Source organism: Pseudomonas kuykendallii (genome assembly GCF_900106975.1).
GTDB classification, from domain to species: domain Bacteria; phylum Pseudomonadota; class Gammaproteobacteria; order Pseudomonadales; family Pseudomonadaceae; genus Pseudomonas_O; species Pseudomonas_O kuykendallii.
The window spans coordinates 456,015-474,209 of the sequence record NZ_FNNU01000001.1; the positions used below are offsets into that span (position 1 = coordinate 456,015).

The 18,195-nt window shown below is 67.1% G+C and carries 18 protein-coding genes; 11 read left to right on the top strand and 7 right to left on the bottom strand.

Going from position 1 to position 18,195, the window contains the following annotated elements:
- Positions 1-2 precede the first annotated feature (2 nt).
- Positions 3-941, bottom strand: coding sequence for a UDP-glucuronic acid decarboxylase family protein (locus BLV15_RS02005; RefSeq protein WP_090224175.1), 939 nt, complete (start codon positions 939-941; stop codon positions 3-5).
- A gap of 68 nt (positions 942-1,009) precedes the next feature.
- Between BLV15_RS02005 and BLV15_RS02010 the strand changes: the two genes are divergently transcribed.
- Positions 1,010-1,843 carry a glycosyltransferase family 2 protein gene (locus tag BLV15_RS02010; protein ID WP_175534270.1) on the top strand — a complete coding sequence of 278 codons (834 nt, stop codon included), beginning with the start codon at positions 1,010-1,012 and terminating at the stop codon, positions 1,841-1,843.
- A gap of 75 nt (positions 1,844-1,918) precedes the next feature.
- Positions 1,919-2,899, top strand: coding sequence for a hydrolase (locus BLV15_RS02015; protein WP_090224179.1), 981 nt, complete (start codon positions 1,919-1,921; stop codon positions 2,897-2,899).
- 69 nt (positions 2,900-2,968) lie between these two features.
- Here BLV15_RS02015 and BLV15_RS02020 read toward each other — a convergent pair whose 3' ends face one another.
- Positions 2,969-3,634 (bottom strand): TetR/AcrR family transcriptional regulator, encoded by a 666-nt coding sequence (locus BLV15_RS02020; protein WP_090224180.1) that lies wholly within the window; start codon positions 3,632-3,634, stop codon positions 2,969-2,971.
- Between the two features lie 219 nt (positions 3,635-3,853).
- Between BLV15_RS02020 and BLV15_RS02025 the strand changes: the two genes are divergently transcribed.
- The 6 genes from BLV15_RS02025 to ggt all read left to right on the top strand — a co-directional run bounded on the left by BLV15_RS02025 (position 3,854) and on the right by ggt (position 10,259).
- A complete protein-coding gene (locus BLV15_RS02025) occupies positions 3,854-5,296 on the top strand; it encodes a coniferyl aldehyde dehydrogenase (RefSeq protein WP_090224182.1) in 1,443 nt (480 codons plus the stop codon).
- A 34-nt stretch (positions 5,297-5,330) separates the two neighbouring features.
- Positions 5,331-5,876, top strand: a complete 546-nt coding sequence (locus BLV15_RS02030; RefSeq protein WP_090224184.1) for a twin-arginine translocation pathway signal protein — start codon at positions 5,331-5,333, stop codon at positions 5,874-5,876.
- Between the two features lie 74 nt (positions 5,877-5,950).
- Positions 5,951-7,543, top strand: coding sequence for a GMC family oxidoreductase (locus BLV15_RS02035; RefSeq protein WP_090224186.1), 1,593 nt, complete (start codon positions 5,951-5,953; stop codon positions 7,541-7,543).
- A 142-nt stretch (positions 7,544-7,685) separates the two neighbouring features.
- Positions 7,686-8,165, top strand: coding sequence for a pantetheine-phosphate adenylyltransferase (coaD, locus tag BLV15_RS02040; protein ID WP_090224188.1), 480 nt, complete (start codon positions 7,686-7,688; stop codon positions 8,163-8,165).
- Positions 8,166-8,308: 143 nt separating this feature from the next.
- Positions 8,309-8,560, top strand: coding sequence for a YfhL family 4Fe-4S dicluster ferredoxin (locus BLV15_RS02045; protein WP_058163014.1), 252 nt, complete (start codon positions 8,309-8,311; stop codon positions 8,558-8,560).
- Position 8,561: 1 nt separating this feature from the next.
- Positions 8,562-10,259 carry a gamma-glutamyltransferase gene (gene ggt / locus BLV15_RS02050; protein ID WP_090224189.1) on the top strand — a complete coding sequence of 566 codons (1,698 nt, stop codon included), beginning with the start codon at positions 8,562-8,564 and terminating at the stop codon, positions 10,257-10,259.
- A 27-nt stretch (positions 10,260-10,286) separates the two neighbouring features.
- Here the strand turns inward: ggt and BLV15_RS02055 are convergent, their stop codons facing one another.
- The 3 genes from BLV15_RS02055 to BLV15_RS02065 all read right to left on the bottom strand — a co-directional run bounded on the left by BLV15_RS02055 (position 10,287) and on the right by BLV15_RS02065 (position 12,446).
- A complete protein-coding gene (locus BLV15_RS02055) occupies positions 10,287-10,631 on the bottom strand; it encodes a multidrug transporter (RefSeq protein ID WP_090224191.1) in 345 nt (114 codons plus the stop codon).
- Positions 10,632-10,729: 98 nt separating this feature from the next.
- Entirely contained in the window at positions 10,730-11,542 is an 813-nt protein-coding gene (gene mutM, locus BLV15_RS02060) for a bifunctional DNA-formamidopyrimidine glycosylase/DNA-(apurinic or apyrimidinic site) lyase (protein ID WP_090224193.1), read from the bottom strand.
- Between the two features lie 91 nt (positions 11,543-11,633).
- Positions 11,634-12,446, bottom strand: coding sequence for an HDOD domain-containing protein (locus BLV15_RS02065; RefSeq protein WP_175534289.1), 813 nt, complete (start codon positions 12,444-12,446; stop codon positions 11,634-11,636).
- Positions 12,447-12,681: 235 nt separating this feature from the next.
- On the opposite strand from BLV15_RS02065, the gene BLV15_RS02070 reads away from it, so the two are divergent.
- Positions 12,682-13,221, top strand: coding sequence for a type 1 glutamine amidotransferase domain-containing protein (locus BLV15_RS02070; RefSeq protein WP_090224196.1), 540 nt, complete (start codon positions 12,682-12,684; stop codon positions 13,219-13,221).
- A 56-nt stretch (positions 13,222-13,277) separates the two neighbouring features.
- Here BLV15_RS02070 and scpC read toward each other — a convergent pair whose 3' ends face one another.
- On the bottom strand, positions 13,278-14,795 hold the full coding sequence (gene scpC, locus BLV15_RS02075) for a succinyl-CoA:acetate CoA-transferase ScpC (RefSeq protein ID WP_090224198.1): 1,518 nt from the start codon (positions 14,793-14,795) through the stop codon (positions 13,278-13,280).
- Between the two features lie 161 nt (positions 14,796-14,956).
- Here scpC and BLV15_RS02080 point away from each other — a divergent pair, with 161 nt between their 5' ends.
- Positions 14,957-15,637: a Crp/Fnr family transcriptional regulator gene (locus BLV15_RS02080; RefSeq protein ID WP_090224199.1), complete on the top strand. Its 681-nt coding sequence runs from the start codon at positions 14,957-14,959 to the stop codon at positions 15,635-15,637.
- Here the strand turns inward: BLV15_RS02080 and BLV15_RS02085 are convergent.
- Entirely contained in the window at positions 15,626-16,807 is a 1,182-nt protein-coding gene (locus tag BLV15_RS02085; RefSeq protein WP_090224201.1) for an NnrS family protein, read from the bottom strand. The two genes, BLV15_RS02080 and BLV15_RS02085, sit on opposite strands and share 12 nt — an antisense overlap.
- A gap of 126 nt (positions 16,808-16,933) precedes the next feature.
- Here BLV15_RS02085 and BLV15_RS02090 point away from each other — a divergent pair, with 126 nt between their 5' ends.
- Positions 16,934-18,130 carry a class I SAM-dependent rRNA methyltransferase gene (locus BLV15_RS02090; protein ID WP_090224203.1) on the top strand — a complete coding sequence of 399 codons (1,197 nt, stop codon included), beginning with the start codon at positions 16,934-16,936 and terminating at the stop codon, positions 18,128-18,130.
- The last annotated feature ends 65 nt before the right edge of the window (positions 18,131-18,195 follow it).

An 18,195-nucleotide genomic window follows, 5' to 3' on the forward strand; every position in this document is an offset into this window, starting at 1 on the left:
ACTCAGGCCGTTTCCAGTATCTCGCGGAAGTAACTGATGGTCTGCAACAGACCGGCCTCCAGCGCCACCTTCGGCTGCCAGCCCAGGCGCTCGCGCGCGACGGTGATGTCTGGCTGACGCTGCCTCGGATCATCTTGCGGCAGCGGCATATAGGTCAGCTTCGACGCTGAGCCACACAGCGCGATGATGGTTTCGGCGATCTCCCTGATGCTGTACTCAGCCGGATTGCCGAGGTTCACCGGCCCGGTCAGATCGACCGGACTGTCCATCATGCCGATCACACCCTCTATCAGATCCGAGACGAAACAGAAGGAACGGGTCTGACTACCATCGCCATAGATGGTGATGTTTTCGCCAAGCAATGCCTGAACGATGAAGTTGCTAATCACGCGCCCATCATGCAACTGCATGCCCGGCCCGTAAGTATTGAAGATACGCACCACCTTTATATCCAGCGCGTGCTGGCGGTGGTAATCGAAGAACAGTGTTTCAGCACAGCGCTTGCCTTCGTCATAGCAACTTCGGATACCGATGGGATTGACTCTTCCCCAGTAATCCTCCGTCTGCGGATGGCATTCTGGATCCCCGTACACTTCCGACGTGGAGGCCTGAAGGATCCGCGCGCCTGTGCGCTTGGCCAAGCCCAGCATGTTGATCGCGCCGTGCACGCTGGTCTTGGTTGTTTGCACCGGGTCGCGCTGATAATGTACCGGCGAAGCGGGGCACGCGAAGTTGAAAATACGATCGACTTCGACATAAAGCGGGAACGTCACATCGTGGCGCATAACCTCAAAGCGCGGGTTGCTCAGAAGATCCTGAATATTGCGGCGACTGCCGGTGAAATAGTTGTCGACCGACAGTACTTCATGACCTTCTTCGAGCAGTCGCCGACATAAATGCGACCCGATAAACCCTGCCCCACCCGTTACCAGAACACGCATATTTAACTCCGAGAAAATCCATGTTTCCCATTACTTTCGTTACTACCTGTAAAGGGCGTTTGCACCACGTGAAACAGACGCTCCCGGTCATTGTTGCAGCAGAGCCGGGGGAGGTGATTTTGGTGGATTACGGTTGCCCCGACAACACCGGCGACTGGGTAGAGGCGAACCTGCCTTCGGTAAAGGTAATCCGTGTGACCGATGATCCCGGCTTCTGCCTCCCAAGGGCACGAAACACGGGTGCGGCGCATGCGACTTCGCCCTGGATCTGCTTTATCGACGCCGACATCATCATCCAGGATGGCTGGTTGCAATGGATGCAGGAAAACCTGCAGCCGCATCACTTCTATCGCGCAGAGCCGGGCGAAGGACTGGCCAACCTTGAAACTTACGGAACGGTCATCTGCAGCCGTGAAGACTTCAACGCTGTCAACGGTTACGACGAGGTTTTTCGTGGCTGGGGCGGTGAAGATGACGACTTGTATCACCGGCTTTCGTTTCTCAACGCCAACGCGCAAAAACGTTATCCGAACCACTTCGTCGAAGCGATTTCCCACGATGATGCCGAGCGCACGACCTTTCACGCGATAAAGAACGTGAAAACCCAGAGTTTCATCAACAACTGCTACATGAGAGTAAAAGAGTATTTGCGTTCGCAGGGTGTACATGACATCCCGTTTGAAACTCGCCAGCAACTATTCAACAGCCTGAGCGATACCCTGAAACAATATGCCGCCCGCCCTAAACTTTTCTCCACGCAAGTGAAGGCTAATAACTTGACGAACATCGACGGAGAACATCTCGACCTGCTCCTTGAAGTCGCTCGCCGCCGCCGCTATGGCCTGTTCGGTACACGTTACACCTCCGTTCGCACCCTCAAACAGACAACCGCTGAGGCTTGAGCCAGGAACAGGCTTTTCCAGGCAATACCGAATCGCTACTCTCGGCGGCATGCCAGACATACCGAGCGCGCCCCCATGCCTCACCCCTTCCAGCCGGCCTGGTGGCTGCCCGGCCCGCACCTGCAGACGCTGTGGTCGCCGTTCTGCCGCACGCCGCAGCCGCTAGATCGCCAGCGTGAACGGCTGTGGCTGGAGGACGGCGATTTCATCGATCTCGACTGGCACGGCCCGCACGACACCGAGGCGCCGCTGGTGCTGGTGCTGCACGGGCTCACCGGCTCGTCCGCCTCGCACTATGTAATGGGCCTGCAGGGGCGCCTGGGCGAGAACGGCTGGGCCAGCGTGGCGATCAACTGGCGTGGCTGCTCGGGCGAGCCGAATCTGCTGCCGCGCGCCTACCATTCCGGTGCCAGCGACGACCTCGGCGCGGTCATCGAACACTTGCAGCGCAAGCGTCCGCTGGCGCCGCTGCACGCGGTGGGCTATTCGCTGGGCGGCAACGTGCTGCTCAAATACCTCGGCGAGCGCGCCGCGAACTGCCCGCTGCGGGGCGCCGTGGCGGTGTCGGTGCCCTTTCGCCTGGACCAGTGCGCCGACCGCATCGGCCTGGGGTTTTCGCGCGTCTACCAGGCGCATTTCATGCGCGCCATGCTCGCCTACGTGAAGGACAAGCAGCGTCTCTTCGCCCACCAGGGCATGGCCGACCGGCTGTCGGTGATGGAGAAGCTCGGTCCGTTGGACGATGTGCGCACCTTCTGGGATTTCGACGGACGCATCACCGCGCCGCTGCACGGATTCGCCGATGCGCAGGACTACTACCGGCGCTCGTCGAGCCGCTATTTCCTCGGCGACATCCGCGTGCCGACGCTAATCATCCAGGCCGCCGACGATCCCTTCGTCTTCGCCCACAGCGTGCCGGCGGTGGACGAGCTATCGGCCAGCACCACGCTGGAGCTGCAGGAGAAGGGCGGGCACGTCGGCTTCGTCGAGGGCTCGCCGTGGCGTCCGCTGTACTACCTGGAGCGCCGCATCCCGCAGTGGCTGGCGCAGCGCTAGCCAGACGCGGGTTGGTCGCTCCGCCCGGTAGATCGATGAAGGACGTTCCACCCCAGGCCACGGACAGCGCTATTCCTGCCCAAGCACCCGCCCCAATGGCACGAACAGTCGGTCGTAGAGCCGATCCAGCGCACCCTGCGCGGCAGGGGTGAGGTAGCCGCCCTCCAGCGCCAGCACCTGGTAGATGCCACGCCGCATCAGGTCCTCGTCGAGCTCGGCGGAGGCGCCGCGCACGGTGCAGAGGAAGCGCACCCAGGAGGTCATCATGATCCAGGCATTCAGACTCAGCGCCTCCACCTGCGCGGGCGTCATGCGCAGGATGCCGGCCTCGACGAAACCGGCGTAGATGGCCTGCACGTGGGTCAGGCAGCGCTGGGCGAACTGCCGGTAGCGCTCGGCCAGCGCGGCGTCGGTTTCCAGCAGGTGTTCGAGGTCGCGGTGGAGGAAGCGGTAGTGCCACATCGCGGCGAGCGCCGCTTCCAGATAGAAGGTCTTGTCGTCCACCGTCAGCGCACGTTCCGGACGGCGCAGGAAGACATCCACGCGGCTTTCGTACTCGGCGAACAGCTCGGCGATGATCGCCTGCTTGTTGCGGAAGTGGTAGTACAGGTTGCCCGGCGAAATCTGCAGGTGCGCGGCGATGTGATTGGTGGTCACGCTGCGTTCGCCCTGCGCGTTGAACAGTTGCAGGCTGGCCTGGACGATGCGCTCGCGGGTCTTGGGTGCTGGCGGCATGGCTCGCTCGATGGGGACAGGTGGGCACAAGGTACAACGCGGGGCGCACGGGCACACCTCCACGGATCGGCCGCACCCGCTTTTGGTTGGCTGGCGCGGTTCGCACCGGCCGCCCAGGCTCCATTCGACAGGCGCGGGCGTCCCGGCATTTGACACTTTAGAGCAATTGCTCTAAAAATTCCCGAACGACAATAACAACCGCCCCGCCAAGGTGCCGCCATGCCCGCCGATCTCGCCCTGATCACCCCTTCCCCATCCGTCGCACCCCAGGATGCCGGGCCGCTGGAAGCGCTTCTTTCCCGGCAACGCGCCGCCTTTCGTGCCGACCCGATGCCTTCCGCCGAGGAGCGCATCCGTCGCCTCGGCGATCTGCACCGGCTGCTGCTCGATGAACAGCAGGCGATCGTCGCCGCCATAAACGCGGACTTCGGCAACCGCTCGGCCGACGAAACCCTGCTCGCCGAAATCATGCCCTGCCTGCACGGCATCGCTTACGCCCGCAAGCGTCTGCGCAAATGGATGAAGCCCTCGCGGCGTGCCGTGGGGCTGCAGTTCCAGCCGGCCAGCGCCCAGGTGGTTTACCAGCCGCTGGGGGTGATCGGCGTGATCGTGCCGTGGAACTACCCGCTGTTCCTCGCCCTCGGCCCGGCGATCGGCGCGTTATCGGCCGGCAACCGGGTGATGATCAAGATGAGCGAATCGACACCCGCCACCTCGCGCCTGCTCAAGACTCTGCTGGCGAAGATCTATCCGGAAGACCTGGTGGCGGTGGTCGAGGGCGACGTCGAGGTGGGCATCGCCTTTTCGCGCCTGGCCTTCGACCACCTGTTGTTCACCGGCGCCACGGGCATCGGCCGCCAGGTGATGCGTGCGGCGGCGGAAAACCTGGTGCCGGTGACCCTCGAACTGGGCGGCAAGTCGCCGGTGATCATCAGCGCCGAGGCGCCGATGGCGCAGGCCGCCGAGCGCATCGCCTGGGGCAAGACGCTGAACGCCGGGCAGACCTGCATCGCCCCGGACTACGTGCTGGTGCCGCGGGCGCGCCTGCAGGAATTCGTCGCCGCCTACCGCGAGGCGGTGCAGCGCTTCTTCCCGACGCTGGAGAACAATCCGGACTACACGACGATCATCAACCCGCGCCAGCTGGCCCGGCTCAACGACTACCTGAGCGATGCGCAGGCACACGGCGCGACCCTGCTGCCGCTGTTCCCGCAGAGCCAGGGCGCGCGCCTGGCGCACACCCTGCTGCTGGACGTGAACGACGAGATGCGCGTGATGCAGGACGAGATCTTCGGTCCGCTGCTGCCGGTGATTCCCTACGGGACGCTCGACGAGGCGCTGGAGTACGTCAACGCGCGGCCACGCCCGCTGGCGCTGTACTTCTTCGGCTACGACAAGGCCGAGCAGCGCCGCGTGCTGGCGCAGACCCACTCGGGTGGCGTCTGCCTCAACGACACCCTGCTGCACGTCGCGCAGGACGACGTGCCCTTCGGCGGCGTCGGCCCCTCGGGCATGGGCCACTACCACGGCCACGAAGGCTTCCTCACCTTCAGCAAGGCCAAGGCGGTGTTCAGCAAGCCACGCTTCAACGCCGCGCGGATGATCTACCCGCCCTACGGCAAGGCGATCCAGAAGCTGGTTTACAGACTGTTCATCCGCTGACGCGGGCGCGGCGAACCCTAGGGTGACCACACGAATGACCAACACCACGCTTTCCACCCCGGCGCTCAGCCGCCGCGGCCTGCTCAGGGCCGGCCTGGTCGGTTCGGCGTTTCTCGCCACCGCCGGCCTCGGCGCCGCGCTCAGCGGTTGCTCGGCGAGCAGCCCGGCCAGCGGCTATACCGTGCTGCGCGAAACCGACCTGCCCTTTCTCCGCGCGCTGATCCCGGTGCTGCTCGAAGGCGCCGTGCCCGCTGCACAGATGCCCGACGCGATCGCCGGCACCCTGCAGAGCCTCGACTACAGCCTCGACCACCTCTCCCCGGAACTGCTCAAGCTGACCCTGCAACTGTTCGACGTGCTCGCCCTGCCGATCACCCGCGGGCCGCTGACCGGCGTCTGGCGTAGCTGGGACAACGCCGGAGCCGACGACATCCGCCAGTTCCTCGCACGCTGGCAGGACAGCTCCATCTCCCTGCTGCGCATGGGCCACGAGTCCCTGCTCAAGCTGGTGATGATGGCCTGGTACAGCCGCCAGGAGTCCTGGGCGCATTGCGGCTATCCTGGCCCGCCGACGATCTGACGATGGCGGCGCGTCGCCCGCCAGCCCGCAGGCGCGTTGTGAATCCAGAACCCATAAGAACAAGAGAGGCCTGAATGCCCGTACCCGATCCGTTCCGCGAAGGCCTGGCCCGCGGCTGGAAGACCCACGACGGCTCACGCCTGGAAAACGACCTGACCCTGGAATGCGACGTGGCCATCGTCGGCACCGGCGCCGGCGGCGGCACCACGGCGGAAATCCTCAGCGCCGCCGGCTACAAGGTGCTGCTGATCGAGGAAGGTCCGCTGAAGACCAGCAGCGACTTCAAGATGCAGGAGGCCGAGGCGTATCCGAGCCTCTATCAGGAAGGCATCGGCCGGATGAGCAAGGACGGCGCCATCGTCATCCTCCAGGGTCGCGCGGTCGGCGGCACCACGCTGGTCAACTGGACCTCCAGCTTCCGCACCCCGGAGCCGACCCTCGAACACTGGGCAAGCGAGTACGACGTCAGGGGCCACAGCGCCGCCGAGATGGCGCCCTGGTTCGCGCGGATGGAAGAACGCCTCGGCGTGACGCCCTGGGCACTGCCGCCGAACGGCAACAACGACGTGCTGCGCCAAGGCTGCGAGAAACTCGGCTATCACTGGAAAGTCATCCCGCGCAACGTGCGCGGCTGCTGGAACATCGGTTACTGCGGCATGGGCTGCCCGACCAATGCCAAGCAATCGATGCTGGTGACGACCATTCCGGCAACCCTCGACAAGGGTGGCGAGCTGCTCTACCTGGCCCGCGCCGATAAGCTGCTGCTCGACGGCGACAGGGTCGCCGGGCTGAGCTGCCAGGCGCTGGACGCGCGTTGCGTGGCGCCGACCGGGCGGCGCATCACGGTCAAGGCGCGGCATTACGTGCTCGCCGGCGGCGGCATCAATACCCCGGCGATCCTCCTGCGCTCCGCCGCGCCGGACCCGCACGGGCGCACCGGCAAGCGCACCTTCCTGCACCTGGTGAACTTCTCCGCCGCGCAGTTCGAGCAGGTCATCAACCCGTTCTACGGGGCACCGCAGTCGATCTATTCCGACCATTTCCAGTGGGACGACGGGCCCACCGGGCGGATGTCCTTCAAGCTCGAAGTGCCGCCGCTGCAACCGGCGCTGTCCTCTACCCTGCTCGGCCGCTTCGGCGAGGAAAACGCGCTGCGCATGGAGCAGTTGCCGCACACCAACGTGATGCTCGCCCTGCTGCGCGACGGCTTCCACCCGCAGAGCACGGGCGGCAGCGTGGAGCTGCGCGGCGACGGCTCGCCGGTGCTCGATTATCAGGTCAGCGACTATGCCTGGGACGGCCTGCGCCGCGCCTTCCAGACCATGGCCGAAATCCAGTTCGCCGCCGGCGCCAAGGCGGTCCTGCCGCTGCACGCCGACGCCAACTACGTGACCACGCCAAAGGCGGCGCGCGAGCTGATCGACGACCTGCGCCTGGAGCTGTTCCGCACGCGCCTGGGCAGTGCCCACGTGATGGGCGGCTGCGCCATGGGCGAGGACCCCAAACGGGCGGTGGCCGACAGCATGGGCCGGCATCACCAGTTGCAGAACCTGTCGATCCACGACGGCTCGCTGTTCCCCACCAGCATCGGCGCCAACCCGCAGCTGTCGGTCTACGGGCTCACCGCCCAGCTGGCCACGCAACTGGCCGAACGGCTGAAGGCGTGAGCCGCGCGACCCCGCTTCAGCGCGGCGCGCATCCCGCCCATTCGCCACAAGAATGCCGACGATCACGCCATCGCGCCCCGCTTGGCCGCTCCGGCCTGCTGCGCTACCATCCGGGTCCCCTTGATCCTGCCAGGACATCGCGATGAACCGAGTGCTGTACCCGGGTACGTTCGACCCCATCACCCAGGGGCACGGCGATCTCATCGAACGCGCATCGAAGCTGTTCGACAGCGTGGTCATCGCCGTCGCCGCCAACCCGAAGAAGAACCCGCTGTTCCCCCTGGAGCAACGCGTCGAACTGGCCCGCGAAGTGACCCGGCACCTGCCCAACGTCGAGGTGGTCGGCTTCTCCACGCTGCTGGCGCATTTCGTCAAGGAGCAGCAGGCCAACATCATCCTGCGCGGCCTGCGCGCGGTGTCCGACTTCGAGTACGAATTCCAGCTGGCGAACATGAACCGTCAACTGGCGCCGGACGTGGAGAGCCTGTTCCTCACGCCGTCGGAGCACTACTCCTACATCTCCTCGACGCTGGTCCGCGAGATCGCCAACCTCGGCGGCGACATCACCAAGTTCGTTCATCCCGCGGTCGCCCGGGCCCTCGCGCAACGCTTCAAGCGCTGACGCGGAACCCTTCGCGCGCGGCCGGATCGAACGCCGCGCCCGTCCCCATTCGCCGCCGCGGCGTGCAAGCCCGGCGACGATGCGGCACAATTTACGGCCACCTTGCCAGTGCCCAGGCCGTTCGCCTCGGCAGGAGTTGTTCGATGTCCCTGAAAATCACCGACGATTGCATCAACTGCGACGTCTGCGAACCCGAGTGCCCGAACGGGGCGATTTCCCAAGGCGAGGAGATCTACGTCATCGATCCCAACCTGTGTACCGAGTGCGTCGGCCACTACGACGAACCGCAGTGCCAGCAGGTGTGTCCGGTGGACTGCATTCCCCTCGACGAGGCGCGCGTCGAAACCCGGGAGCAGTTGATGAGCAAGTACCTGATCATCACGGGCAAGGCCTGACATGCGCCGCTTGCAGCGGGCGTTCCTCGGCTTCGCCGCCCTCCTCCTCGTCTGCACCGCCCAGGCCCAGAGCACAGGCGAGGCCGCCGTCGCCAGTGCGCATCCGCAGGCCACCGCCGCTGGCCGGGAAATCCTCGATGACGGCGGCAACGCCTTCGACGCCGCCGTCGCCGTCGCCGCCGCGCTGGCGGTGGTCGAACCCTACGGCTCGGGACTCGGCGGAGGCGGCTTCTTCCTGCTGCGCCGCCCGGGCGATCCGCTGCGCTACAACTTCCTCGACGCCCGCGAGCGGGCCCCGCAGGCCGCCGATGCCTATCTCTACCGGCGCGACGGCGTCGTGCAGCCGCGGCTGTCCCTCGACGGCGCCCTGGCCGCGGCGATTCCCGGCCTGCCGGCGGCGCTGGTCGACCTCTCCGCACGCTACGGCAAGCTGTCGCTGAAACGCGCGCTGGCGCCGGCGATCCGCCTCGCCCGCGACGGTTTCGCGGTCGACGCGGTCTATCGAGAACGCGCGGCCTGGCGCCTCGCCGCACTGCGCGACGATGCGGAAAGCGCACGGCTGTTCCTGGTGGACGGCGAAATCCCGGCCGAGGGCCACGTGCTGCGCCAGCCGGAACTGGCCGCCACCCTGGAAGCACTGGCCGAACAGGGCCGCGACGGGTTCTACAAGGGCGCCGTGGCGCAGCGGCTGGTCGACGGCGTGCGCGCCGCCGGAGGCATCTGGACCCTGGAAGACCTGGACAAGTATCGCGTGGTCGAACGCGCGCCGCTGCGCTTCGCCCTCGCCGGCGGCCGCGAGCTGATCGCTGCGCCGCCGCCCTCGGCCGGTGGCGTGGCCCTGGCGCAGAGCCTCGCCATGCTGCAGCAACTGCCGCTGGGCGAGGCCGACAAGCTGCAGCGTGCGCACTACGTCACCGAGGTACTGCGCCGCGCCTACCGCGACCGCGGCGCGCTCGGCGACCCGGATTTCGTCCCCGCGCCGCTGGCCAGGCTGCTGCGCGCCGATTACCTGAAGGGCCTCGCCGCCGGCATCGACCCGGAAAAAGCCACGCCGAGCGCCGAACTGCCGCCCTCGCCCGCCTGGCGCGAAGGCGACAACACCACGCACTTCGCCGTGCTCGACGCCGACGGGCGCGCGGTCGCCGCCACCCTGTCGATCAACCTGCCCTTCGGCGCCGCGTTCAGCCCGGCCGGCAGCGGCGTGGTGCTCAACGACGAAATGGACGACTTCGCCGCCGATCCGCAGGGCTCCAACACCTACGCGCTGGCCGGCAGCCAGGCCAACGCCGTCGCCCCCGGCAAGCGCCCGCTGTCGAGCATGAGCCCCACCTTCATCGAGAGCCGCGACGACTTCGCCGCCTTCGGCACGCCCGGCGGCAGCCGCATCCCGAGCATGGTGCTGCTCGCCGTGCTGGACTACCTCGACGGCAAGCCGGTGGCCGAATGGCCGAAGACGCCGCGCTTCCATCACCAATACCTGCCGGACGTGCTGGAGTACGAGGCGGACGCCTTCAGCCCCGCGGAAGTCGCTGACCTGCAGGCGCGCGGCTATACGCTCAAACAGGTCGACCGGCGCTACGGCAATTTGCAGGTACTGCGCTGGCACAAGCCGTCCAACCGCGTCGAAGCCGCCAGCGACCCCCGCGGCATAGGCACCGCCGCGGTATTTCCGAGGGCCATGAAAAAGCCGGTCGATTGACCGGCTTTTCTTTGCAGCGGGTTCGCCTCAGTCGGCGTGGTTGTAACCGGTGGTGGTGCAGCCCAGGCAGCGCACGAAGGCGGCCTTGCCGGGATCGACCACCAGCGCCTTGCCGGAGTCGCCGATGCCGCCACTCGCGGCGGTGAACGGCAGTGCCACGACGAACGCAGCCGCGCCGATCACGGTCGCCGCGATCAGCAGGGGCCGCGCGATAACCAGATCGCCGATCATGGCGTAGGCAGGTGGCGCCTCGACGGTGTACATCGGGTCGCCCGACGAATTCTCCTCCACGGCCTGCCCGGCCTGAGCGGGCAAAGCCAGCGAGACGGTGGTCAGCGCCAAGACAAGAGCAGTGCAACGAAACAGGTTCATCGGGCGGTCCTTCAGGAGGTACGGGGCTTTGGCGTAACTATAACAGTGCCGCGGCGTTTGTCAGCGTGCGCTTCTTATCATCGCCGAGAGGTCACGCCTCAGCGCTGGCAGCGGCCGCAATACACGCTGGCGCGCTGGCCCAAACGAACCTCGCGCAGGGTGCTGCCGCAGACCTTGCAGAACTCGCCGCCGCGACCGTAGACGAACAGCTCCTGCTGGAAATAGCCGGGCAGCCCGTCGCCGCCGACGAAGTCGCGCAGGGTCGTGCCGCCACGCTCGATGGCATGCGCGAGGATGCGTTTGATCTCCTGCGCCAGGCGCTGGTAGCGCGCCCTGGAGATCGCTCCCGCTGCGCGCCGCGGGTCGATGCCGGCGGCGAAAAGCGCCTCGCTGGCGTAGATGTTGCCCACCCCGACCACCACCGCGTTGTCCATGATGAACGGCTTGACCGCCATCGAACGCCCGCGCGACAGCTCGAACAGGCGCTCGCCGTCGAAGGCGTCGGTCAGCGGCTCCGGCCCGAGGTTGCGCAGCAGCTCGTGGGCCAGCGGATCGGCGCTCCAGAGCAGCGCGCCGAAGCGGCGCGGGTCGGTGTAGCGCAGCGACATCCCCGACTCCAGCTCGAAGTCCACGTGTTCGTGCTTCAGCGCCGGCTGGCCACTGGGCACCAGGCGCAGGCTGCCGGACATGCCCAGGTGGGCGATCAGCGTGCCGCTCTCGGCCTGCAGCAGCAGGTACTTGGCGCGCCGCTGGACGTGTTCGATGCGCTGCCCGGACAGGCGCACGTCGAGGTCCTCGGGAATCGGCCAGCGCAGGCGCCGCTCACGCACGATCACCCGCTCGACGCGCTGACCTTCGACGTGGGGAGCGATGCCGCGGCGGGTGGTTTCGACTTCGGGTAATTCGGGCATGGGAACGTCGGGCTGCCAGGGAGGGGTAAGGCGCGAGAAAAGCGCATCGAGCGATCCGCAAGGTGCGCATGGCGCACCCTACGGGCAGTGGCTAGCCCACGCCCAGCTCGCGGATGCTTTCCTTGAGGGTTTCGTAGTCGTACTCGGAGAGGCCGATGTAATCCAGCACGTAAGGGCGCACCACGTGCCACTCGTGGTCCTCGGTCTGGCCGCCGAGCACCCGGTAGCAGCCGCAGATGTGTTCGGCCATCTTGAGGATCGCCAGCAGGTTCTTCAGTTGGCTGTCGCGCCCGGAGTCCTCGCTGAAGATCGCCAGCGCGTTGTGGTGGTTGGCGATCGCCTCGCAGAGGTGCGGGTTGAGGTTCCACGAACGCGCCGTGTAGTAACCGACCACCGCGTGGTTGGTGTTGAGCAGGCGGTTTTCCGTATCCACCACGCGGCGCTCGGCGGTGGTGCTGGCGTAGGCCTCCTCCAGCACGCTCATGTAGTGCGGGAAGCGCTTGAGCATCAGCGGGATGCCGCAGTTGTGGAACAGCCCCAGCGCGTAGGCCTCGTCCACCGCCTGGATGCCGACGCGCTTGGCCAGCGTCAGGCAGGTCATGGCGACGTCCTGCGCGGTGTCCCAGAAGCGGTTCAGGGTGACGATGGTCTCGTCGCTCATCTCGCCGCGGATCGACTGCGCGTTGATGATGTTGATCACGCTGTTGCAACCCAGCAGGTTCACCGCGCGCTGGATCGAGCTGACCTTGTTGGCCAGGCCGAAGTAGGGCGAGTTGACGATCTTCAGCAGCGCGCCGGACAAACCGGGGTCCTGACTGATCAGCTTGGCGATCGCCTTGAGATCCGGGTTGGGCATCAACTGCTCCATCTGCAGGTCGACCATGATCTGCGGTTGGGGCGGCACGCTGATGCCTTGCAGGGCCTTGCGGATCTGTTCGGAGGAGAGTTCCTGGGACATGTCGGGTACATCGGTGAAGTGGGGGAATTGCCGCAGTTTGCCATTTGCAGCTCGTCCGCGACACCGAACTTTCACCTGAGGCGCCGTTCGGTATTTCTTGCACGGCGCAGCGCGCAAGCTGGCCCCGCCAGGCTCTGCGAGGGGGCTTGCAGGCTGCGCCCCAGACCTTCGAGGAGAGATCATGAACGCATCGCTGAACGGCAAGAAAGTCGCCATCCTGGTCACCGACGGTTTCGAGCAGGTCGAGCTGACCGGCCCCAAAGACGCCCTGGAAAAGGCCGGCGCGACGGCCCACATCATTTCCGCCAAGACCGGCAAGGTCACCGGCTGGAACCACACCACGCCAGCCGACACCTTCGAGGTCGACAAGACCTTCGAGAGCGCCAACATCGACGACTATGACGCGGTGCTGCTGCCCGGCGGCGTGGTCAACGGCGACACCATCCGCACCGACGAGAAGGCCCAGGCGCTGGTCAAGGGCGCGGCGAACGCGAACAAGCCGATCGCGGTCATCTGCCACGGCGGCTGGATTCTCGCCAGCAGCGGCCTGGTCAAGGGCAAGACCATGACCAGCTGGCCATCGCTGACCGACGACCTGAAGAATGCCGGCGCCAACTGGATCGACCAGCAGGTGGTGGTGGACGGCACGCTGATCAGCAGCCGCAAGCCCGACGACATCCCCGCCTTCAGCCAGAAGCTGATCGACGTGCTGGCGGCCTGATCACGACACAGACGAAAAAGCCCGGCGATGCCGGGCTTTTTCGTTCGCGGTTCAGGTCAGGCGCTTGCCGCCACACCCAGCACGCCGCCGATCATGCTTCCGGTTTCCTCCAGGTCGATGTGCCACTGCATCGCCTCGCGCAGCAGGTGCGGGGTGTGACCACCCTTGGCGCAGGCACGCTCGAAGTAGTCGTTCAGCGCCGCGCGGTAGCTGGGGTGCACGCAATGGTCGATCACTGCCCGCGCCCGTTCACGCGGAGCGAGGCCGCGCAAGTCGGCCAGGCCCTGCTCGGTGACCAGGATGTCGACGTCGTGCTCGGTGTGGTCGACGTGGCTGACCATCGGCACCACGCTGGAGATCGCGCCGCCCTTGGCGATGGACTTGGTGACGAAGATCGCCAGGTGCGCGTTGCGGGCGAAGTCGCCGCTGCCACCGATGCCGTTCATCATTTTCGTGCCGCCGACGTGGGTCGAGTTGACATTGCCGTAGAGGTCGAACTCCAGCGCCGTATTGATGCCGATGATGCCGAGGCGGCGCACCACTTCCGGGTGGTTGGAGATTTCCTGCGGCCGCAGCACCAGCTTGTCCTTGTACTTCTCCAGATTGCCGAATACCTCGGCATTGCGCCGCGCCGACAGGGTGATCGAACTGCCCGAGGCGAAGCGCAGCTTGCCGGCGTCGATCAGGTCGAAGGTGGAGTCCTGCAGCACCTCGGAATACATGCTGAGGTTCTCGAACGGCGACTCGATCAGCCCGCACATCACCGCGTTGGCGATGCTGCCGATGCCGGCCTGCAGCGGGCCGAGGCTGTCGCTCATGCGCCCGGCCGCCACTTCGCCCTTGAAGAAATCGATCAGGTGGTCGGCGATGGCCTGAGTCTCCGCGTCCGGCGGCAGCACGGTGGATGGCGAATCCGCCTGGTTGCTGACGACGATGGCGACGATCTTCTCCGGCGGGATCGGAATCGCCCCGCTGCCGATGCGGTCGTCCACGCGGGTCAGCGGGATCGGCGTGCGGGTGGGCCGGTAGGTGGGGATGTAGATGTCGTGCAGGCCTTCCAGATTCGGGTTGTGCGCCAGGTTGATCTCGACGATTACCCGCTTGGCGAAGATCGCGAAGCTGGCCGAGTTGCCCACCGAGGTGGTCGGCACGATGTGGCCGTCCTCGGTGATCGCGACCGCTTCGATCACGGCGATGTCCGGCAGCTTGAGCTGGTGGTTGCGCAGTTGCTCGACGGTTTCCGAGAGGTGCTGGTCGATGAACATCACGCTGCCGTCGTTGATCGCCTTGCGCAGCGTGCTGTCGACCTGGAACGGCATGCGCCGGGCCAGCACACCGGCCTCGGTGAGCTGCTTGTCGAGGTCGTTGCCGAGGCTGGCGCCAGTCATCAGGCTGATCTGCAGCGGATGCTTGCGGGCCCGCTCGGCCAGCGCGCGCGGCACCGCCTTGGCTTCACCGGCGCGGGTGAAACCGCTCATGCCGACGGTCATGCCGTCTTCGATCAGCGCGGCGGCTTGTTCCGCACTCATTAGTTTGTCGAGCAGGGAGGGCAGGCGCACACGGTCGGAATGCATGGTTGGGGTCTCGCGAGCTGGGCTGGAAGGTGCGCAGCGTAGTCGATGCAAGCCCCCACGAAACGTGCGTCATACCAAAGTCGCAGGCACGCCCGGCGCGCAACTGGCGCCCGGTCCACCGCCTGTGCTGAGATGCGCGCTCATTCCCGACGCCGACCGCCATGCCCTCCTCCGCCCTCGACCTGCTCGCCGCCCACCGGTTCTTCCACGACCTGCCGCCGACCGAGCTGGAGACCCTTTCCGGCAGCCTGCAGCGCTGCCGCTTTCCCGCCGGCGACCTGCCGTTTCGCAGCGGCGAGCAGGCCCGACGCTGCCTGCTGCTCGGCGACGGCGAGGTGCAGGTGCTGCGCTTCGGCCTGGATGGCGAGGAGCGCGTGCTCGGCCAGTTCGGCCGCGGCGAGCTGATCGCGGTGGCGGCGCTGTTCATGGCCGACGGTCGCTACCCGGCCAGCGCCCGCGCGCAGACCGCGGTGTCCGGCTGGTGGCTGCCGCGCGAGGCCCTGCACCGGCTCTGCGCGGCGCACCCGGCGCTGTCCCTGCGCCTGCTGCAGAGCGTCAGCGGCAGCCTGTTGCGCAGCGTGGACCTGGGCGAGCGGCTGGCGGCGGACTCCTGCGCCCAGCGACTGGCCGGCTATCTGCTGGAACAACGCGGCGTCCAGGGCAGCGACGACCTGAAGTTGCCGCTGCGCCTCGGCCAGCTCGCCGCGAGCCTGGGCATGCGCGGCGAAACCCTCAGCCGGCAACTCGCCGACTGGCGCCGCCAGGGGCTGATCGCCGGGCGCGGCACCGCCGTCACCCTGCTCGACGCCGACGCCCTGCAGCGCCTGCGTTCAGCCCGATAGCCCGTCCACCCGGGGCTGGCACAGCCAACCCGCATAACGCGCCAGGAACATCCCGAACGCCAGCAGCCAGAGCAGGCCGGCGAGCACCAGCGCGCCTTGCGGCAGCCACGTCGGCAAGAGTACGCGGGCGAACGCCGACGCATTCAGCGCGACGAAGGCCCAGCGCATGCCCGCCGGTGGCAACAGCGGACGGCCGCTGTGGCCCAGGGAGACCCGCGCCATCATCGCCAGGATCAACCCGGCCAGCCCGCCGACGGTGAGCGCGTGCAGCGCGGCGCTGCCGTTGTCGATCAGCCCGAGGTGCCAGGCGGCCATGCCCAGCAGCGCCAGCACCAGCCAGGCGTAGGCCAGGTGCAGCGACCAGAGCAGCGGCACGCGCCACAGGCCCTTGTCGTACCAGCGCGACAGGCGAATGCCGTGGAGCACGCCCACCAGGCCGAACGGCAGCGCCATCCAGGCGCGTGGCTGCAGATCGAGTCCCGCCGCCGCCAGGATCGCGAGCACGGCCAGCCCGGCCAGCGCCGGGCGCTCCAGCCACTTCAGCGCCGGCACTGCCTGCGTCCGACCGAGACCGCGCTGGGTGAAGAACGGAATCACCCGCCCACCGATGATTCCGCTCAGCGCCGCCAGCAGCCAGAGCGCGGCATGCGCGCCCTGGCGCTGCCAGTCGGCGCGATCGAGCAGTTGCCCGGCCACCGCCAGGCCATCGGCGAGGGCGAACAGCAGCAACACACCCACCAGCGGATAGTTGTTGCGCTGCCGCGCGCGCCACAGGCTGCGCCCCAGCGCGAAGGCCAGCAGTGGCAGGAAGGCCAGTTCCAGCACCGCGCAGAGCGCCAGCGGCGCCCCGCCGAGCCAGGCCAGGCGCGTCAGTAGCCAGAGCAGGAACAGTGCGGCCAGCGGCGGGCCAGACAGCGCTTGGGCGCCGGTCCAGTTGGGCACCGCGGTGAGCAGGAAACCGGCCACCGCGGCCACGCCGAAGCCGAACGGCATCTCGTGCAGGTGCCAGGCCAGCCAACCGCCGGTCGGCTGCCAGACCGGGGCGCCGGAGAGCGCCAGGAGCCACAGGCCCAGCGCCACGCAGGCATAGGCGGCGCTGCCGAGAAAGAACGGCCGGAAGCCCAGGCGCCAGAGCGGAAAGCCCAGCGCGGGTCGGGAAATCTGAAGCATGGGGCACCTCCATGGATGAGCGCGCCGACTCTGCGCCGCGCCGTTTGTCTGGCGCCATGAGAAATGTCAAATCCTGCACGGCGACGACTATCCGGCTAGAATTCCACTCCCCTTCCGGAGATGAACATGTCCTTACCCAGCCTGCGCCTCAAAGCCAACGCCGATCGCCGCCTGCGTGCCGGTCACCTGTGGGTGTACAGCAACGAGATCGACGTGGCCGCCTCGCCGCTTGCCGGCTTCGCCGCCGGCGACCAGGCGATCCTCGAGGCGGCCGGAGGCAAGCCACTGGGCATCGTCGCCCTCTCGCCGAACAACCTGATCTGCGCCCGCCTGATGTCCCGCGACACCAAGCACGTCCTCGACAAGTCGCTGCTGGTGCACCGCATCAAGGTCGCCCTGTCGCTGCGCGAGCGGCTGTTCGACAAGCCCTTCTACCGCCTGGTGTTCGGCGACTCCGACCTGCTCCCCGGCCTGGTGGTCGACCGCTTCGGCGACATCCTGGTGGCCCAGCTCGCCTCGGCGACCATGGAGCGCTACAAGGATGACGTGCTCGCCGCGCTGGTCCAGGTGCTCAAGCCCAGCGGCATCCTCTGGAAGAACGATTCCGCCGCGCGCGACGCGGAAGGCCTGGAGCGCTACGTCAGCGTCGCCCATGGCGAAGTGCCGGAGTGGGTCGGGCTGGAAGAGAACGGCGTGAAGTTCGAGGCGCCGGTGATGGAAGGCCAGAAGACCGGCTGGTTCTACGACCACCGCATGAACCGCGCGCGCCTGGCGCCCTACGTCAAGGGCAAGCGCGTGCTCGATCTGTTCAGCTACATCGGCGGCTGGGGCGTGCAGGCGGCGGCCTTCGGCGCCAGCGAAGTGATGTGCGTCGACGCCTCGGCCTTCGCCCTCGACGGCGTGCAGCGCAACGCCGCGCTGAACGGCCTGACCGACCAGGTGATCAGCGTGGAAGGCGACGTCTTCGAGGCGCTGAAGGAGCTCAAGGCCGCCGAGGAGCGCTTCGACGTGGTGGTCGCCGATCCGCCGGCCTTCATCAAGCGCAAGAAGGACTTCAAGAACGGCGAGGCCGCCTACCGCCGCCTCAACGAGCAGGCCATGCGCCTGCTGAACAAGGATGGCATCCTGGTCAGCGCGTCCTGCTCGATGCACCTGCCGGAGGACGACCTGCAGAACGTCCTGCTCGGCAGCGCCCGCCACCTCGACCGCCACATGCAGCTGCTCGAACGCGGCGCCCAGGGCCCGGACCACCCGGTGCACCCGGCCATCGCCGAAACGCGCTACATCAAGAGCCTGATCTGTCGCCTGCTGCCGAGCGCCTGAGCGGCGCTGCCAGCGCCGCACCCTCCCGCGCCCCCTGAATCGTCGCCGTCAGCAGCGTTTCACCA

What these genes read in the sequence shown, in the direction of transcription:
- scpC (WP_090224198.1), bottom strand. Translation starts at nt 14,795, where the DNA reads ATGCATTCCGACCGTGTGCGCCTGCCCTCCCTGCTCGACAAACTAATG.
- BLV15_RS02025 (WP_090224182.1), top strand. Translation starts at nt 3,854, where the DNA reads ATGCCCGCCGATCTCGCCCTGATCACCCCTTCCCCATCCGTCGCACCC.
- BLV15_RS02030 (WP_090224184.1), top strand. Translation starts at nt 5,331, where the DNA reads ATGACCAACACCACGCTTTCCACCCCGGCGCTCAGCCGCCGCGGCCTG.
- coaD (WP_090224188.1), top strand. Translation starts at nt 7,686, where the DNA reads ATGAACCGAGTGCTGTACCCGGGTACGTTCGACCCCATCACCCAGGGG.
- ggt (WP_090224189.1), top strand. Translation starts at nt 8,562, where the DNA reads ATGCGCCGCTTGCAGCGGGCGTTCCTCGGCTTCGCCGCCCTCCTCCTC.
- BLV15_RS02085 (WP_090224201.1), bottom strand. Translation starts at nt 16,807, where the DNA reads ATGCTTCAGATTTCCCGACCCGCGCTGGGCTTTCCGCTCTGGCGCCTG.
- BLV15_RS02035 (WP_090224186.1), top strand. Translation starts at nt 5,951, where the DNA reads ATGCCCGTACCCGATCCGTTCCGCGAAGGCCTGGCCCGCGGCTGGAAG.
- BLV15_RS02070 (WP_090224196.1), top strand. Translation starts at nt 12,682, where the DNA reads ATGAACGCATCGCTGAACGGCAAGAAAGTCGCCATCCTGGTCACCGAC.
- BLV15_RS02015 (WP_090224179.1), top strand. Translation starts at nt 1,919, where the DNA reads ATGCCTCACCCCTTCCAGCCGGCCTGGTGGCTGCCCGGCCCGCACCTG.
- BLV15_RS02020 (WP_090224180.1), bottom strand. Translation starts at nt 3,634, where the DNA reads ATGCCGCCAGCACCCAAGACCCGCGAGCGCATCGTCCAGGCCAGCCTG.
- BLV15_RS02045 (WP_058163014.1), top strand. Translation starts at nt 8,309, where the DNA reads ATGTCCCTGAAAATCACCGACGATTGCATCAACTGCGACGTCTGCGAA.
- BLV15_RS02080 (WP_090224199.1), top strand. Translation starts at nt 14,957, where the DNA reads ATGCCCTCCTCCGCCCTCGACCTGCTCGCCGCCCACCGGTTCTTCCAC.
- mutM (WP_090224193.1), bottom strand. Translation starts at nt 11,542, where the DNA reads ATGCCCGAATTACCCGAAGTCGAAACCACCCGCCGCGGCATCGCTCCC.
- BLV15_RS02090 (WP_090224203.1), top strand. Translation starts at nt 16,934, where the DNA reads ATGTCCTTACCCAGCCTGCGCCTCAAAGCCAACGCCGATCGCCGCCTG.
- BLV15_RS02055 (WP_090224191.1), bottom strand. Translation starts at nt 10,631, where the DNA reads ATGAACCTGTTTCGTTGCACTGCTCTTGTCTTGGCGCTGACCACCGTC.
- BLV15_RS02005 (WP_090224175.1), bottom strand. Translation starts at nt 941, where the DNA reads ATGCGTGTTCTGGTAACGGGTGGGGCAGGGTTTATCGGGTCGCATTTA.